This window comes from Micromonospora sp. NPDC004540 (genome assembly GCF_040610095.1).
Lineage (GTDB): Bacteria > Actinomycetota > Actinomycetes > Mycobacteriales > Micromonosporaceae > Micromonospora.
Genome location: NZ_JBEXLR010000013.1, coordinates 24,357 through 40,546 on the forward strand (window position 1 = coordinate 24,357; position 16,190 = coordinate 40,546).

At 73.3% G+C, this 16,190-nt stretch carries 13 protein-coding genes; 4 read left to right on the top strand and 9 right to left on the bottom strand.

Annotated features, from left to right (window positions below; all coding sequences use genetic code 11):
- Positions 1–43 precede the first annotated feature (43 nt).
- Both ABZV78_RS06945 and ABZV78_RS06950 read left to right on the top strand, forming a co-directional pair.
- On the top strand, positions 44–523 hold the full coding sequence (locus tag ABZV78_RS06945) for a nitroreductase family deazaflavin-dependent oxidoreductase (RefSeq protein WP_355636058.1): 480 nt from the start codon (positions 44–46) through the stop codon (positions 521–523).
- 109 nt (positions 524–632) lie between these two features.
- Positions 633–1,370 carry a nucleotidyltransferase domain-containing protein gene (locus ABZV78_RS06950; protein ID WP_355636060.1) on the top strand — a complete coding sequence of 246 codons (738 nt, stop codon included), beginning with the start codon at positions 633–635 and terminating at the stop codon, positions 1,368–1,370.
- Positions 1,371–1,385: 15 nt separating this feature from the next.
- On the opposite strand, the gene ABZV78_RS06955 is transcribed toward ABZV78_RS06950, so the two are convergent.
- Together ABZV78_RS06955 and map are read right to left on the bottom strand one after the other, a co-directional pair.
- Positions 1,386–2,102 (bottom strand): VIT1/CCC1 transporter family protein, encoded by a 717-nt coding sequence (locus tag ABZV78_RS06955; protein WP_355636062.1) that lies wholly within the window; start codon positions 2,100–2,102, stop codon positions 1,386–1,388.
- The gene (gene map / locus ABZV78_RS06960; RefSeq protein WP_355636064.1) at positions 2,099–2,956 is read right to left on the bottom strand and encodes a type I methionyl aminopeptidase; all 858 of its coding nucleotides are present in this window, start codon (positions 2,954–2,956) and stop codon (positions 2,099–2,101) included. Before map ends, ABZV78_RS06955 begins: the two co-directional genes overlap by 4 nt.
- A gap of 94 nt (positions 2,957–3,050) precedes the next feature.
- Between map and ABZV78_RS06965 the strand changes: the two genes are divergently transcribed.
- Positions 3,051–3,365: an STAS domain-containing protein gene (locus ABZV78_RS06965; RefSeq protein WP_355636066.1), complete on the top strand. Its 315-nt coding sequence runs from the start codon at positions 3,051–3,053 to the stop codon at positions 3,363–3,365.
- 21 nt (positions 3,366–3,386) lie between these two features.
- Here the strand turns inward: ABZV78_RS06965 and ABZV78_RS06970 are convergent, their stop codons facing one another.
- The 5 genes from ABZV78_RS06970 to ABZV78_RS06990 all read right to left on the bottom strand — a co-directional run bounded on the left by ABZV78_RS06970 (position 3,387) and on the right by ABZV78_RS06990 (position 11,444).
- Positions 3,387–7,046 (bottom strand): SpoIIE family protein phosphatase, encoded by a 3,660-nt coding sequence (locus ABZV78_RS06970; RefSeq protein WP_355636068.1) that lies wholly within the window; start codon positions 7,044–7,046, stop codon positions 3,387–3,389.
- Between the two features lie 124 nt (positions 7,047–7,170).
- Complete coding sequence (locus tag ABZV78_RS06975; RefSeq protein WP_355636070.1) at positions 7,171–7,920, bottom strand: gamma-glutamyl-gamma-aminobutyrate hydrolase family protein; 750 nt, start codon at positions 7,918–7,920, stop codon at positions 7,171–7,173.
- The gene (locus ABZV78_RS06980) at positions 7,917–8,684 is read right to left on the bottom strand and encodes a 3-oxoacyl-ACP reductase (RefSeq protein WP_355636072.1); all 768 of its coding nucleotides are present in this window, start codon (positions 8,682–8,684) and stop codon (positions 7,917–7,919) included. Before ABZV78_RS06980 ends, ABZV78_RS06975 begins: the two co-directional genes overlap by 4 nt.
- 1 nt (position 8,685) lies before the next feature.
- Positions 8,686–10,041, bottom strand: a complete 1,356-nt coding sequence (locus ABZV78_RS06985) for an aldehyde dehydrogenase family protein (protein WP_355636074.1) — start codon at positions 10,039–10,041, stop codon at positions 8,686–8,688.
- Between the two features lie 38 nt (positions 10,042–10,079).
- Positions 10,080–11,444, bottom strand: coding sequence for a glutamine synthetase family protein (locus tag ABZV78_RS06990; protein ID WP_355636076.1), 1,365 nt, complete (start codon positions 11,442–11,444; stop codon positions 10,080–10,082).
- A gap of 399 nt (positions 11,445–11,843) precedes the next feature.
- Here ABZV78_RS06990 and rph point away from each other — a divergent pair, with 399 nt between their 5' ends.
- Positions 11,844–14,441 (top strand): rifamycin-inactivating phosphotransferase, encoded by a 2,598-nt coding sequence (gene rph, locus ABZV78_RS06995; RefSeq protein WP_355636078.1) that lies wholly within the window; start codon positions 11,844–11,846, stop codon positions 14,439–14,441.
- An 11-nt stretch (positions 14,442–14,452) separates the two neighbouring features.
- Here the strand turns inward: rph and ABZV78_RS07000 are convergent, their stop codons facing one another.
- Together ABZV78_RS07000 and ABZV78_RS07005 are read right to left on the bottom strand one after the other, a co-directional pair.
- Positions 14,453–15,685, bottom strand: a complete 1,233-nt coding sequence (locus ABZV78_RS07000; protein ID WP_355636080.1) for a hypothetical protein — start codon at positions 15,683–15,685, stop codon at positions 14,453–14,455.
- 54 nt (positions 15,686–15,739) lie between these two features.
- Positions 15,740–16,150 carry a pyridoxamine 5'-phosphate oxidase family protein gene (locus ABZV78_RS07005; protein ID WP_355636082.1) on the bottom strand — a complete coding sequence of 137 codons (411 nt, stop codon included), beginning with the start codon at positions 16,148–16,150 and terminating at the stop codon, positions 15,740–15,742.
- Positions 16,151–16,190 lie beyond the last annotated feature (40 nt).

The following is a 16,190-nucleotide window of genomic DNA, read 5'->3' on the forward strand; positions in this document are numbered from 1 at the left end:
GGGGGGGGTGTCGCGGGCGGGTTGCGGCCGGCACACTGGGCGGGTGTCCGCCCTGGGATCCCTCACCCGTCGTCTCGGTCACCAGAAGTGGTTCGGCGCCACCATGCGCCTGCTCGTCCCCGCCGACCGGCTGGTCGGCCGGCTGACCAAGGGGCGGGTGGTCGCCTTCGGGCTGGTGCCCTCGCTGGTCCTCACCACCACCGGCCGCCGCTCCGGCAAGCCGCGCAGCAACCCGCTGCTCTACGTGCCGGACGGCGACGCCTACGTGGTGATCGGCTCGAACTGGGGGCAGCAGCACCAGCCCGCCTGGTCGCTGAACCTGCTCGCCCAGCCGGCCGCCGAGGTCGACGTCAGGGGGCGCCGGGTCCCGGTGCGCGCCGAGCCGATCGGCGGCGCGGAGCGGGAGCGGCTGTTCACCCGGCTGGTCGACGAGTGGCCCGCCTACCGCACCTACGTCGAGCGGGCCGGCGGCCGGGAGATCCGGGTGTTCCGGCTGGTCCCGGTGGGCGAGCCGGCCGCCTGACCCCCGGGCGCGGCGAGCCGGCGGGGCCGGTCCGGCTGGCTAGGGTGGTGGTCGGTCGACGCGCGCCGGGCCGCCACCGGGCGGGCCGCGCGCGGAACGGAGGTGGACCGTGGACGCCAGCGGCGCCGAGCTGGACACCGACCGATATCTGGACGATCCCCGGTGGCGGGTCGCCGAGCGGGTGAGCGACGCGGCGCTGCGCCGGTTCCCGGCGGACGTCCTCGCCGTCGCGGTGCACGGCCCGCTCGCGCACGGCGACGACGACGGCGGCGGGAACGGCGAGGTGGGGCTGCTGGTGGCCACCTACCGGCCGGGCGGCGGGCCGTCGCCGGCCACCCGCCGGGTGGACGGGGTGCTGGTCGACCTCACCGTGGCCGGGGCCGACGACTACCTGCGGCAGGCCACGGCGATCACCGCGCTCTGGCCGCTCACCGCCGACCGGTACGTCACCACCCGCGCCCTGCACGACCCGACCGGCTGGCTGCGCACCCTCCGCGACGAGCACCTGGCCCGGCTGGCCCGGGCCCGGCCGGCCGAGTTCAGCGCCGCGGCCCGGCAGGCGTGGTACCGGGGCAGCGCCGCGCACGCCCGGGCGCTGCGGCTGGCCGAGTGGTACGAGACCGACCCGGCGCTGCTCATGCTCGGCGAGGCCCGGCTGGCCGCGGCCACCGTGCACGGGCTGCTCAGCCGCACCTACTTCCGCGACCCGGGCGACGCGGTGCGGCGCACCGGCCTGGCCGGGGCGGACATGACCGAGGTGGGCACGGTGCTGGCGCGCCAGGCCGAGGAGCTGGCCGCCCGGGGCCGCCCGGTCGACGGCACCGTGGACGACCTGCTCGGCGGGTGAGGCCGGCCGGGCCGGTCAGCCGATCCCGCCCTGGATGCCGATCAGCGTGCCGACCAGGTAGGTGGCGCCGGCCGCGAGGGCGCCGAGCAGGAGCTGCCGCAGGCCGCTGGACCACCAGGCCCGGTTGGTGAACCGGGCCACGATCGCGCCGGCCACGAAGAGCCCCACCCCGCCGACGCCGAGCGCCAGCGCCAGGCTGGTGAAGCCGAGCAGGTAGGTGACCAGCGGCACCAGCGCGCCGACGGAGAAGCAGAGGAACGAGGAGACCGCCGCCGCCCAGGGGCTGGGCTGTTCGTCGGGGTCGACGCCCAGCTCCTCGCGGACGTGCACCCGCAGCGCCTCCTCCGGGTTGCGCCGGACCGCTTCGGCGACCTGCGTGGCCAGGTCCCGGGGCAGCCCCCGGGCCACCCACGCGTCGGCCAGCTCGCGGGCCTCCGCCTCGGGGTGCCGTTCCAGCTCGCGCCGCTCCTTGGCCACCTCGGCGGCCACCTGCTCGTTGGCCGAGCGGACGCTGGTGTACTCCCCCAGCCCCATCGAGATGGCGCCGGCGACCAGCCCGGCCGCGCCGGTGAGGACGATGCTGCGCGGGGAGACCCCGCCGCCACCGACCCCGGCGATCAGCGCGATGTTGGTGACCAGCCCGTCCATCGCGCCGAACACGGCCGGCCGGAGCCAGCCGCCGGACACGTCCGCGTGGTGCGCCTCGCGCAGCGCCGCCGGGGTCTCGGTCACGGCAGGGTCAGGATCTCGTAACCGTCGTCGGTCACGACGATGGTGTGCTCGAACTGCGCCGTCCACCGGCGGTCCTTGGTGACCACGGTCCAGCCGTCGTCCCACATGTCGTACTGGTGGGTGCCGAGGGTGATCATCGGCTCGATGGTGAAGGTCATCCCGGGCTCCATCACGTCGGTGGGGCGCGGGCTGTCGTAGTGCGGCACGTAGAGGCCGCTGTGGAAGGACTCGCCGATGCCGTGGCCGGTGAAGTCGCGCACCACGCCGTACCCGAACCGCTTGGCGTACGACTCGATGACCCGGCCGATCACGTTGATCTGCCGGCCCGGGGCGACCGCTTTGATGCCGCGCATCATCGCCTGGTGGGTCCGCTCGACCAGCAGGCGGGCCTCCTCGCTCACCTCGCCCACGCAGAAGGTGGCGTCGGTGTCGCCGTGCACGCCGCCGATGTACGCGGTCACGTCGACGTTGATGATGTCGCCGTCCTCGAGCACCGTCGTGTCCGGGATGCCGTGACAGATGACCTCGTTGAGGCTGGTGCAGCAGGACTTCGGGAAGCCCTTGTAGCCCAGCGTCGAGGGGTAGGCGCCGTGGTCGCAGAGGAACTCGTGGACCACCTTGTCGATCTCGTCGGTGGTCACCCCCGGCTTGCAGTGCTCCCCGGCGAGCTGGGTGGCCTGGGCGGCCAACCGGCCGGCGATCCGCATCTTCTCGATGGTCTCCGGCGTCTGCACGTGCGAGCCGCGCCACTCCTGGGGACGCTTCTTGCCCACGTACTCGGGACGCGGGATGTGGGCGGGAACCGCCCGCCACGGGGAGAGCGTGCCTGGGGTCAGCGGCGCACGGACGGTCATGACGACAGCCTATCGCCGGGCCCCCGGTGACCCCCGCCACGGCCCGCTCGCCGAGGTTGTTGCCGCGCCGCAGGGGCTGTGCCATTGTGGCTCCGTGGATCAAGGGGGCGCCCCGCCCGTCTTCTCCGCGACCGCGGAGCTCGACGGCGATCAACTGCGGGTCCAGGTGACCGGCGAGGTCGACATGGCGACCGCCGACACCATGTACCAGACGGTCCTCCGGGAGTCCGCCCGGCACGTCACGCTCGACCTGCGGGCGGTGACCTTCTTCGACTCGGCCGCGATCCACGCGGTGGTCCGGCTGGCCCAGCAGTTCCCCGGCACGTTCGCCGTGCTGCCGTCCCGGCAGGTCCGGCGGGTGCTGGAGATCTCCGGCCTCGGCGAGCAGGACTGGCTGGCGGCGGCCTGAGCCACGGCCGCCCGCGGCGCCCTAGTCCGCCAGCCGGCGGCGCAGGATCAGCTCGGTGCCGTCGTCCGTGCGGGTCACGGTCATCTCGCCGAGCGCCTGGATCAGCGCCAGCCCCCGGCCCCGGAAGCTCGACCCGCTGGGCTCCCGCCACTGGCCGCTGTCCCGCACCCTGGCCGTCACCGTCCGGTCCTCGATGGTCACCTCAACCGCGATCATCGGCTCGGCCGGGGCGACCGGGTGCTCGATGGCGTTGGCGGCGGCCTCGGAGATGGCCACGGTGAGGTCGAACAGGTCGGTCTCGCCGACGTGGTGGGCGACCAGGAAGTCCTCCAGCCGCTTGCGCAGCACGCTGAGCCGGGTCGGGTCGGCCGGCAGCCGCAGCGAGAAGCGGTTCAGCTCGGTCGCCTCCAGCGCGAGCACCGCCACGTCGTCGTGCCGGGTCCGCCCGGCGACCCGCTCGACCACCGCGTCGACCAGGTCGGCCACGTGCTCACCCGGGATGGCCGCGGCCGCCCGGAGCTGACCCAGCCCGGCGTCGATGCCGGCCTCCCGGTCCTCGATCAGCCCGTCGGTGTAGAGCAGCAGCCGGCCGCCCGGGGCCAGCTCGCCGTCGACCGTCCGGTACGCCGTGCCGGGGATCGCCCCGACCGGCGGCCCGAGCGCCCGGTCGTGCAGGAACACCACGTCGTCTCCCCGGATCAGCAGCGGTGAGGGGTGACCCGCGCTGGCGTACCGGAGCCGGCCGGTGCGCGGGGAGAAGCGGAGGCAGACGAGAGTGGCGAACGAGCCGCCCTCGGTGGTGCCGACCAGCCGGTTGAGCCGGGTCAGCACCTCGCCCGGGTCGTAGCCCTCCAGCACGTACGCCCGCAGCGCGTTGCGCAGCTGGCCCATCGCGGCCGCGGCCCGCACCCCCTTGCCGACCACGTCACCGATCACCAGCACCAACTCGTCGCCGGCGGTGCCGATCACGTCGTACCAGTCGCCGCCGACCTCGACGTCGGCGCTGCCGGGCAGATAGCGGCTGGCCACCACGGCGCCGGGCAGCTGCGGCAGGGTCCGCGGCAGCAGGCTGTGCTGGAGGGTGGTGGCGATCCGGTGCTCGGCCTCGTAGAGCCGGGCGTTCTCCAGCCGCACGCCGACCAGCCGGGCCAGCTCGGTCAGCGCCGCCTGCTCGGTGCCGCCGCCCTCCCGGCGCCAGACCCGCAGCTCGCCGAGCTGCTCGTCGGTGGTGCCGGTGAGCGGCAGCACCAACGACGGCTCGGCGGACGCGTCCCCGCCGCCGTCCGCCTCGTAGCGCACGCCGGTGGCGGTGACCACCACGCGGGCGGCCTCGGCCAGGCTCAGCGCGTGCCGCGCGGCGACCCGCACCACGTCGGCGGTGGACCGGGCGGTGTTGATCGCCACCGCGGCGTCGGCGAGCGCCCGCAGCCGGCGGATGATCTGGCCGCGGAGCTGGCCCAGCTCGACGTTGGCCCGGACCCGGGCGATCAGCTCCTGGCTGGAGAAGGGCTTGGTGAGGTAGTCGTCGGCGCCCACCGAGAGCCCGGCGACCTCCTCGGCCGCGCCCGCCCGGGCGGAGAGCAGCACGATCGGCACGTGCCGCGTGACCGGGTTGGCGCGTAGTGCGGTGACCAGCCCGAAGCCGTCCAGCCGGGGCATCATCACATCGGTCAGCACCAGGTCGAACGGGGAGTCGACGGCCAGCCGCAGCGCCTCCACGCCGTCCGGCACGGCGACCACCTCGTAGGCCGGGGAGAGCAGCCGGCTGACGTGCTCGCGCAGGTCGGCGTTGTCGTCGGCGACCAGGATCCGGCCCGCCCCGCCCGGCACGCCGGCCTCCTCCGGCAGCCCGCCCGGGCGCGCCACCTCGTCGGTCCAGAGCGCGGTCTCGGCGACGTAGAGCCGGGGCTGCTCGGGCTCGGCCAGCGGAACCGGGGCCAGGGCCGACACCCGGTCGGCGGGCAGGTGCTCGTACCCGAACGGCATGGTCACCGTGAAGGTGGTTCCCCGGTCGACGACGCTGCGCGCCGCGACCGTGCCGCCGTGCATCTCGACCAGCTCGCGGACCAGGGCGAGACCGATGCCGGTGCCCTCGTGGGTGCGGGCCCGCGCCCCGGGCACCCGGTGGAACCGCTCGAACACCTGCGGCAGGTCCTGCGGCGCGATGCCGACGCCGGTGTCGGCCACCTCCAGCACGGCGGCGGTGTCGTCGGCGCGGACCCGGACCCGGATCTCGCCGTCGAAGGTGAACTTCACCGCGTTCGACACCAGGTTGAGGACGATCTTCTCCCACATGTCCCGGTCGACGTAGACCGGCGCGGGCAGCGGCGGGCAGTCCACCACGAGGCGCAACCCGGCCCGCTCGGTGGCCGAGCGGAAGGTGCTGGCCAGCCGGGACGTGTAGTCGGCCAGGTCGGTGGGCTGGTAGCGGGCGCCCAGCCGGCCGGACTCCAGCCGGGAGAAGTCGAGCACGGTGTTGACCAGCTTGAGCAGCCGCAGCGCGTTGCGGTGCATCACGGCCAGCCGGTCCAGGTACGCGTCGGGCACGGCGCGGTCGGCGAGCAGGTCCTCCAGCGGCCCGAGCACCAGGGTGAGCGGGGTGCGGAACTCGTGGCTCACGTTGGCGAAGAAGTTGGTCTTGGCGCGGTCCAGCGCGGCCAGCTCGGCGGCCCGGGCCCGCTCCTGCTCGTACGCGCGCTGCTTGCCGACGGCCCGGGAGATCTGGGCGGCGACCAGCTCGACGAAGTGGCGGTAGTCGTCGGTGAAGGGCAGCCGGCGGGCCACCCCGAGCAGCAGTACGCCGGCCCGCTCGTTGATGGCGGTGAGCGGCAGCAGCAGGGCCTGGTCGGCGGCGTCCGGCGGGACCGCGCCGAGCAGATCGGCGGTGGCGACCCAGCGGGCGTGCTCCGGTGAGCCGCCGTCGTGGCGCGGGGGGCCGCCGGCGATCGTGGCGGGGTCCATTCCGGCGCAGCCGGCCAGCGCCGGGACGCCGTCCTCGTCGTGCAGCCAGACGGCGCTGAACGGCACGTCGGCCCGGTGCGCGTCGAGCACCCGGGCGACCGTCCGGCCCAGCTCCACGGTGCTCCGCACGTCGGCCAGCTCGGTGCCCAGCTCGGCCAGGGTCCGCAGCCGGCGCTCGCCGAGCACCCGCCCGGTGGTCTCGTTGACGAAGCAGAACACGCCGCTGACGCTGCCGTCGGCGTCCCGGATGGGGTCGTACGAGATGTCGAAGTAGACATCCTCCAGGAAACCGTGCCGGTTGAGCACGAAGGGATGGTTCTCGCCGCGGTAGGGCACGCCGGTGCGGTGCACCCCGTCGAGCAGCGGCCCGAGGACGTCCCAGGTCTCCGCCCAGTGCCGGCGGGCGGACTGGCCGAGCACTCCCGGGTGCTTGTCGCCGATGGTGGGCCGGTAGGCGTCGTTGTAGAAGGCCAGGTGGTCCGGGCCCCAGAACAGCACGATCTGGGCGCGCGAGGAGAGCATGGTGCTGACCGCGTGGCTGAGCGAGGGAGGCCAGCCGTGCGGGGCGCCGACCGGGGTGGTGGACCAGTCGAAGCCGCGTAGCCGCTCGCCCATCTCGCCGCCGGCGGCGAACGCCGCGGTCAGCAGTGGCGAGAGTTTCGCCTCCCCGGTCCCCGAGGACGATTGACCAACGTCCCCGCCCCCCTGGGCCGAGCCCATGCAGCCTCCCGCTCCGGCCAATGTCCACGACGACCGGCGCGATCACGCCGGTCGTCCCCGCCTACTACCCCGACGGAGGAGCAACGTAACGCAGGTCCACGGTTGGACGCTGGTTACCTACGCCTCATCCTGACGCAACCGGCGGCCGGGGGCGAGTCGGGCGGGCCCGGGGGTCGACCCGAGCAGTGGCCGCCGCGCGGACCAGGGCGGCGACCGGCCGGGGATCGACGTCGTTCTCCGGGTGCCACTGCACGCCGAGCAGGAAGCGCCGCGCCGGATCCTCCACCGCCTCGACCACCCCGTCGTCGGCCCAGCCGGTCACGGCCAGGCCGCCCGGGTCGGCCACCCCCTGATGGTGGTACGAGTTGACCCGGTCCACCCCGGCCATCACCGCCCCGGCCAGGCTGCCGGCGGCGAACCGGACCGGGTGCGACCCGTACACCCCGGGGGCGGGGCGGTGGCCGTCGTGCCCGACCACGTCCGGCAGGTGCTGGTGCAGCGCGCCGCCGTAGGCCACCGCGAGCAGTTGCATCCCCCGGCACACGCCCAGCACGGGCAGGTCGGCGGCGAGCGCGGCGGTCAGCAGCGCCAACTCGCCGGCGTCCCGGTCCGGCCGGCTCTCGGTGCGCGGGTCGGGCGGCTCGCCGTACCGCTCCGGGCCGACGTCGGCGCCGCCGGCCAGCAGCAGCCCGTCCAGCACCCCCAGCACGTCGGCGTCGGCGTCGTCGGGGGGCAGCACCACGGCCCGGCCGCCCGCCGCGGTCACCGCCCGGACGTACGCCTGCGGCACCAGCGCCGCGGGCACGTCCCGCCACACCGCCCAGCCGGCCGGCTCGACGTACGCCGTGATGCCGATCACCGGCCGCCGACTCATAGGGGGGTCACGTAGGCGCCGGTGATCCCGCCGTCGACCACAAACTGCGCGGCGGTCATGAACGAGGCGTCGTCGCTGGCCAGGAAGGCCACCGCGGCGGCGATCTCCTCCGGGTTGCCGAACCGGCCCATCGGCACGTGCACGAGGCGACGGGCGGCCCGCTCCGGGTCCTTGGCGAACAGCTCCAGCAGCAGCGGGGTGGCGACCGGGCCGGGGCAGAGCGCGTTGACCCGGATGCCCTCCCGGGCGAACTGCACACCCAGCTCCCGGGTCATCGCCAGCACCCCGCCCTTGCTCGCCGTGTAGGCGATCTGCGACGTCGCCGCCCCCATCAACGCCACGAACGAGGCGGTGTTGATGATCGAGCCCTTGCCCTGCCGCCGCATGTGCGGGATGGCGTACTTGCAGCAGAGGTAGACGCTGGTCGTGTTGACCCGCAGCACCCGCTCCCAGGCGTCCAGCCCGGTCTCCAGGATCGAGTCGTCGTCCGGCGGCGAGATGCCGGCGTTGTTGAACGCCACGTCCACCCGGCCGTGCCGCTCGGCCACCCCGTCGAAGAGGTCCCGGACCGCCGCCTCGTCGGACACGTCGGCGGCGACGAACTCGCCGGCCACCTCTTCGGCGGCCCGCTTGCCCGCCTCGGCGTCGATGTCCACGCAGACCACCCGGGCCCCCTCGGCGGCGAACCGCCGCACCGTGGCCAGGCCGATGCCGCTGCCCGCCCCGGTCACCACGGCGACCCGGTCCTGAAGCCGTCCCTGCATCTCACTCCTCCGTGCTGATGAACACGTTCTTGACGTCGGTGAAGGCGTGCAGCGCGTCCGGACCCAGCTCCCGGCCGAGGCCGGAGCGCTTCATCCCGCCGAACGGGGTCCAGTAACGCACCGAGGAGTGCGAGTTGACGCTCAAGTTGCCCGACTCGACCGCCCGGGCCACCCGCAGCGCGCGGCCCACGTCCCGGGTCCAGATCGAGCCGGAGAGCCCGTATTCCGTGTCGTTGGCCAGCCGGATCGCGTCCGCCTCGTCGTCGAACGGGAGCACCGAGACCACCGGGCCGAAGATCTCCTCCCGCCAGTGCCGGTCGGCCGGGGAGTCGGCGAGCAGCACGGTCGGGGCATGCCAGAAGCCGGCGCCGTCGGGGCGGGCGCCGGTGAAGGCCACCTTCGCCCCGTCGACGTACCCGGCGACCCGGTCCCGGTGCCCGGCGGAGATCAACGGCCCCATCTCGGCGCTCTCGGCGGCCGGGTCCTCGACCCGGAACGCCCGCACGGCCGGTTCGAGCAGTTCCAGGAAGCGGTCGTACACCGAGCGCTGGACCAGGATCCGGGAGCGGGCGCAGCAGTCCTGCCCGGCGTTGTCGAAGACCGCGGCCGGCGCGGAGGCCGCCGCCTTCGCCAGGTCGGCGTCGGCGAAGACCAGGTTGGCGGACTTGCCGCCGAGCTCCAGCGTCACCCGCTTCACCTGCGCGGCGCAGCCGGCCATGATCCGGGTGCCGACCTCGGTGGAGCCGGTGAAGCAGACCTTGCGGACCGCCGGGTGGGTGACGAACCGCTCGCCCACCACACTCCCCTGGCCGGGCAGCACGGTGAACACGCCCTCCGGCAGGCCGGCGTCGAGGGCCAGCTCGGCCAGGCGCAGCGCGGTCAGCGGGGTCAGCTCGGCCGGCTTGAGCACCACCGTGTTGCCGGCGGCGAGCGCGGGGGCGAAGCCCCAGCCGGCGATGGGCATCGGGAAGTTCCACGGCACGATCACGCCGACCACGCCGAGCGGTTCGTGGAAGGTGACGTCGAGCCCGCCGGGCACCGGGATCTGGTGTCCGGTCAGCCGCTCCGGCGCGCCCGCGTAGTAGTCGAGCACGTCCCGGACGTTGCCGGCCTCCCAGCGCGCGTTGCCGATGGTGTGGCCGGCGTTGCGCACCTCCAGCAGCGCCAACTCCTCCCGGTGCTCGTCGACCACGGCGGCGAACCGCCGCAGCAGCCGCGCCCGGTCCCCCGGCGCCACCGCGCGCCACGTTTCGAACGCCGTCGCCGCCCGCTCGACCGCCGCGTCCGTCTCGGCGAGCGAGGTGGCCGGCACCTCGCGCAGCGGCTCACCGGTCGCCGGGTTGATCACCTGGGTCACGCGCCCCACCCTTCTCCTGGCCGACCGGGAGCGCAAGGTCACAGGCGCTCGAAGCCACGGGTCAGCTCCCAGTCGGTGACAGCGGCGTCGAAGGCGGCCAGCTCGACCTTCGCGTGGTTGGCGTAATGGGCGACGACCTCGTCCCCGAAGGCGTCCTTCGCCGTCTCCGAGGACTCCCAGAGGGTGAGCGCGTCCCGGAGCGTGCCGGGCACGCGCTCGGCGTCCCCGTCGTCGTAGGCGTTCCCGGCGCACTCCTCGCCCAGCTCCAGCTCCCGCTCGATGCCGTGCACCGCGCCGGCCACCAGCGCGGCGATCGCCAGGTACGGGTTGACGTCCGCGCCCGGCACGCGGTTCTCCACCCGCATCCCCTGGCCGTGCCCGACCAGCCGCAGCGCGCAGGTGCGGTTGTCGGTGCCCCAGCGCAGCGCGGTCGGGGCGAACGAGCCCGGCTGGTAGCGCTTGTAGGAGTTGACGTTGGGGGCGAACAGCAGGCTGAACTCGCGCATGGTGGCGAGCAGCCCGGCCAGCACCCGCTGCCCGGTGGTCGACAGGTGCGCCGGCCCGTCGCCGAGCATGGCGGAGCGGCCGTCGGCGTCGCGCAGCGAGAAGTGGATGTGGCAGGAGTTGCCCTCCCGCGCGTTCGGCTTGGCCATGAAGGTGATCGACATGCCCTCCTGGGCGGCGATCTCCTTCGCCCCGTTCTTGTAGATGACGTGGTGGTCGGCGCAGGCCACCGCCTCGTCGTAGCGGAAGGCGATCTCGTGCTGGCCGAGGTTGCACTCGCCCTTCGCGCTCTCCGGGGTCAGCCCGGCGCCGGCCATCTCAGTGCGGATCCGGCGCAGCAGCGGCTCCACCCGGGCGGTGCCGAGCAGCGAGTAGTCCACGTTGTACTGGTTGGCCGGGGTCAGGTCGCGGTAGCCGCGCCGCCACGCCGCCTCGTACGAGTCGCGGAACAGCACGAACTCCAACTCGGTGCCGGCGTACGCGGTCAGCCCGTGTGCGGCCAGCCGGTCGAGCTGGCGGCGCAGGATCTGCCGGGGCGAGGCGACCACCGGGCCGGAGCCGTCCAGCCACTCCAGGTCGGCCAGCAGCATCGCGGTGCCGGGCTGCCAGGGCACCCGGCGCAGGGTGGCCAGGTCGGGCCGCATGGCGAAGTCGCCGTAGCCGCGTTCCCAGCTCGACATGGCGTACCCGTCGACGGTGTTCATGTCGACGTCGACGGCGAGCAGGTAGTTGCAGCCCTCGCTGCCGTGCGCGACCACCTGGTCCAGGAAGTAGGGCGCGTGGAAGCGCTTGCCCTGGAGGCGGCCCTGCATGTCGGTCAGCGCGAGCACCACCGTGTCGATCTCGCCCTCGGCGACCGCGACGCGCAGTTGTTCCAGCGTGAGCGGAGCTTTCCTCATCGGCGCGCCTCCATCACCAAGGTCTACTGGCAGAACCGGATCACCGTCAATGCCCCCAGCGGACACCGTGGCAAACGCGATCGGTTGAGGGGAGCCGGGTTGGTCGGGAGCCGCGCTGCCGCCGAAGGAGCGCACTTCCGTCCCGCAGACATTCACCTGGGCCGGCGACGCGTGCCGCCGCACGAGGCGCGCCGCCGCGCTTCGCGGGAGGCTTGTCGGTTCCCGCGGACGGCAAAAAGGCAAAAAGGCAAGGAGATCTCTCTCCCTGCCACTTCCAACGTATAGCGCACCGGGGGGCTTGCGGCAAGACCCGTGTGGTGGCGCAGAATCGTCGGCCGAGGCCACAACCTGCGGAAATGGGGAGCACGACGTGCGTGTGTCGTTGTCGGCGGTGTCGCAGTGATCGGGCAGTACGTGTTGGATCTTCAGGATGTTGACGAGACGCAGCTCGCGATCGTCGGCGGCAAGGGCGCACACCTGGGCGGGCTGTCGCGGATCGACGGCATCCGAGTGCCGGCTGGCTTCTGCGTGACGACGGACGCCTTCCGGCGGATCATCTCGGAAGCGCCGTCGATCAACGATCGGCTCGATCAGCTGTCGCGCCTGAACCCGGACGACCGGGAGGCGATCCGCACGCTCAGCGCGGAGATCCGCCGGACCGTCGAAGGGATCACCATCCCCGGCGATCTGGCGGCGGCGATCACCCGCGCGCTCGCCGAGTTCGACGAGCAGGCCAGCTACGCCGTCCGATCCAGCGCGACGGCAGAGGACCTGCCGACGGCCTCCTTCGCCGGCCAGCAGGACACCTACCTCAACGTCGTGGGGCCGGCGGCGATCCTCCAGCACGTCAGCCGGTGCTGGGCGTCGCTGTTCACCGAGCGGGCCGTGACCTACCGCCAGCGGAACGGCATCGACCACCGTACGGTCCACATGGCCGTGGTCGTGCAGCAGATGGTCTTCCCGCACGCGGCCGGCATCCTGTTCACGGCCGACCCCGTCACGGGCAACCGGAAGGTCGCCACCGTGGACGCCAGCTTCGGCCTCGGCGAGGCCCTGGTCTCCGGCCTGGTGAACCCGGACACCTTCAAGGTGCGCGACGGCGCGATCGTCGCCAAGGCGGTCGCCGCCAAGCAGCGTGCCGTGCACGCCCTGCCCGCCGGCGGTACGCAGGAAGTGACGATCGACCCGCGGCGGCAGGAGCAGCCGGCGCTGACGGACGCGCAGGTCGTGCGGCTCGTGCATCTCGGCCGGCGGATCGAAGCGCACTTCGGCCGCCCGCAGGACATCGAATGGTGCCTGGTCGGCGAAGACTTCCAGATCGTCCAGAGCCGGCCGATCACCACGCTGTTCCCCATCCCCGCGGCCAGCGACGCGGGGAACCACGTCTACCTCTCAGTCGGTCACCAACAGATGATGACCGACCCCATGAAGCCACTGGGCGTCTCGATGTGGCAGCTGACGGCCATGGCGCCGATGCACGAGGCCGGCGGGAGGCTTTTCGTCGACGCCAACCGGGCCCTGGCCTCGCCCGCGGGCCGCGCCGGCTTCCTGGAGATGGTGGGGAGAGAAGATCCGCTGACCAGGGACGCGCTGGAGACCGTCCTCGACCGCGACGACTTCGTCCCGTCGCTCCCGGACCCGGGTCCCGGTGGGCCGCCGGCCCGCGGCGCGTCCGCCCCCATCGAGACCGACCCGGCCATCGTCACCGAGCTGATCGAGCGCAGCCAGGCGTCCATCGCCGCCCTGCGGCGCGACATCCGGACGAAGACCGGACCGGCGCTGTTCGACTTCCTGCTGGAGGCGTTCCAGGAGCACAAGCGGGTCCTCGGCGATCCGCTGAGCATGCAGGCGATCATGGCGGGGATCGAGGCCACCTGGTGGCTCAACGACCATCTGCACGAGTGGCTGGGCGAGAAGAACGGGGCTGACGCGCTCACCCTGTCCTCCCCCGACAACGTCACCTCGGAGATGGGACTGGCGCTGCTCGACGTCGCCGACGTGATCCGCCCGCACCCGGAGGTGGTGGCGTTCCTGCAGGGCGTCGAGGACGAGGGCTTCCTGGACGAGCTGCCGAAGCTCGCGGGCGGGACGGAAGCGCGCGACGCCATCGAGGCCTACCTCGACCGGTACGGCATGCGCTGCGTCGGCGAGATCGACATCACGAGGCCGCGGTGGAGCGAGCGCCCCGCCACGCTCGTGCCCCTGATCCTCGACAACGTCAGGAACTTCGAGCCGGGCGCGGCCGAGCGGCGCTTTCAGCAGGGACGGCAGGAGGCGCAGAAGAAGGAACAGGAGGTGCTCTCGCGCTTGCGGGCCCTGCCGGACGGAGAGCGGAAAGCCGACGAGACCAAGCGGATGATCGACCGGGTCCGGACCTTCATCGGCTACCGGGAGTACCCGAAGTACGCCATCATCAGCCGCTACTTCGTCTACAAGCAGGCCCTGCTGGACGAGGCCGAGCGCCTCATGCAGGCCGACGTGCTCCCTGCGAAGGAGGACGTCTTCTACCTCACGTTCCAGGAGCTTCATGACGTCGTGCGCTCGAACAGGGTGGATGGCCAGCTCATCCAGCAGCGCAAGGAGGCGTTCCGGTCGTACCAGGCGCTCACGCCGCCCCGGGTCCTCACCTCTGAGGGTGAGGCCGTCGTCGGCGCGTACCGGCGGGACGACGTGCCGGCCGGTGCCCTGGCCGGCCTACCGGTTTCCGCCGGGACCATCGAGGGCAGGGCCCGCGTCATCCTCGACCTGGCGGAGGCCGATCTCGAGGCGGGCGACATCCTCGTCACGGCCTACACCGATCCCAGTTGGTCGCCCCTGTTCGTCGCGGTCAGGGGCCTGGTGACGGAGGTGGGCGGCCTGATGACCCATGGCGCAGTGATCGCCCGGGAGTACGGCTTGCCTGCCGTCGTCGGTGTGGTGGATGCCACCCGGCTCATCCGGGACGGGCAGCGGATCCGCGTGCACGGCACCGACGGGTACGTCGAGATCCTGCCCTGACCGACACCTGGTCAAGCGCGCGATTCGGTCGACGGACCTGGCACGTACTCGAGCACGACCGCCCTCAGGTAGCGCGGGTTGGTGGGGAGATCGGCCGCTCCCACCGCGAACATCAGCGGGCTGCCCGGGCTCCCGGCGATCCCGTGCAGGCTCATGCCGACCGCGTCCGGCGGCCGCGGCGCGGGCATGCCGACCCACGCGCCTGTGCCGTACGTGGCGAACGCCGCGCCCGCCGCGGAGTCCTCGATCAGCCACGGCAGTCCGGCCGGGTCAGTCGCCACGTCGGGCAGGGCGCCACCCGGCGCGTCCCGGAGCACCTCGAAGGATCCACCGCCGCCGCGCACGGCCAAGCCACCGTTGCCGACCGCCCACAGCTCGCCGGACGAGCGACCCGCGAGCGCTTCGAACGAGGACTCCTGTTCGTTGATGCCCACCTGGACCGTACGCCAGGCCGAGCCGTTCCAGTGAAAGAGCAGCGGGCCCTTGAAGCCCTTCCACGCGCCGTTGCCGGCGGCCCAGACGTCATCCGGACGAAAGGCCTTGATCGCGGTGAAGGTGCAGAAGTTCGGCATGCCACCGAAGGACGTGCCGCCGGTGCGGCATTCGGCGGGCGACCGGTGCGACCGCCAGGACCGGCCGTCCCACTGCTCGATGATCACGTCGCTCAGGTGATTGCCGACCACCCAGGCGTGTCCACCCACGACGGCGAGTCCGGTGATCAGCTCGTAGCTCTTGCTGCTGCCCCGCCCGAACGGCACCTCCCGCCAGGCGGTCCCGTCGTAGTGCAGGACGTGCGTCACCTGGTCCTCCGGCGCGGCGGCGGCCGTGCTGCCGACCGCCCAGACGTTCGAGGGCGAGTCGGCCGCGACGAGGTCGAACCGACCGCGCCACGTGATCGCCGGCAGCGCCGCGCGTGCCCAGCGCGCTCCGTCCCACTGGAGGATCAACGGGGTGCCGGTGTCGTTCGGCCGCTCGGGCGAGTAGGCCTCGCTGCCGACGGCCCACGCGTGCGTAGCGTCCACCGACACGACGTCCCACAGCACGCTGGTCGGCCCGGCCAGCTCCGGCAGCGTGGCCAGGCGCCAGGTCCCTGCCGGCGCGTCGGTGACCACGGCTTCGGGCGACCCGCTGGCGGCGGCCGCGGAGGGCTCCAAGGGTGATGCCGAGGTGCTCGTGCCGGCGCGTTCGCCGGTGCACCCCGACGCCAGCAGGACAGCGGCCAACATCACGGCAATCTTGCGCACGGCACCGATGATCGCAGGACGGCGCCACCCCAGGGTCCCCGTTGATCAACGCGATCACTGAGCGGTGCCCGCAAGCAGCCACCGTCGGACGGGAACCTCCAGCAACACCCGGTCACCCTGCTGAGCGACGCGCTTCCCGACGTCCCAGCCTCCGTACTTGTCCGCGAACGCCTCGACGACTTCGGCGGGGAACTCGCCGCGGTGGAGGTGGGCGACGCCCTCGGCTACGACGGGAGCGGCGCCGTCCTCCAGGGCCAGGGACACCCGGGGGTCGCCCGCGACGTTCCGGACCTTGACGCTGCGGCCGTCGCAGCCGATCCACCAGACGCCCTGCGCGTAGACGAACCAGACCGGCGTCACATGGGGATAGCCGTCGCGGCGCACCGTGCACAGCCACACGTTCAGCTCGCGGGCCAGGCGGGCCTCGACAGCCGGCGGAAGTGGGGCCGATGGAGGTTGGGTCACCCGGGAAGTGGACCACATCCGGCCCGGAAGGTAGCCGTGT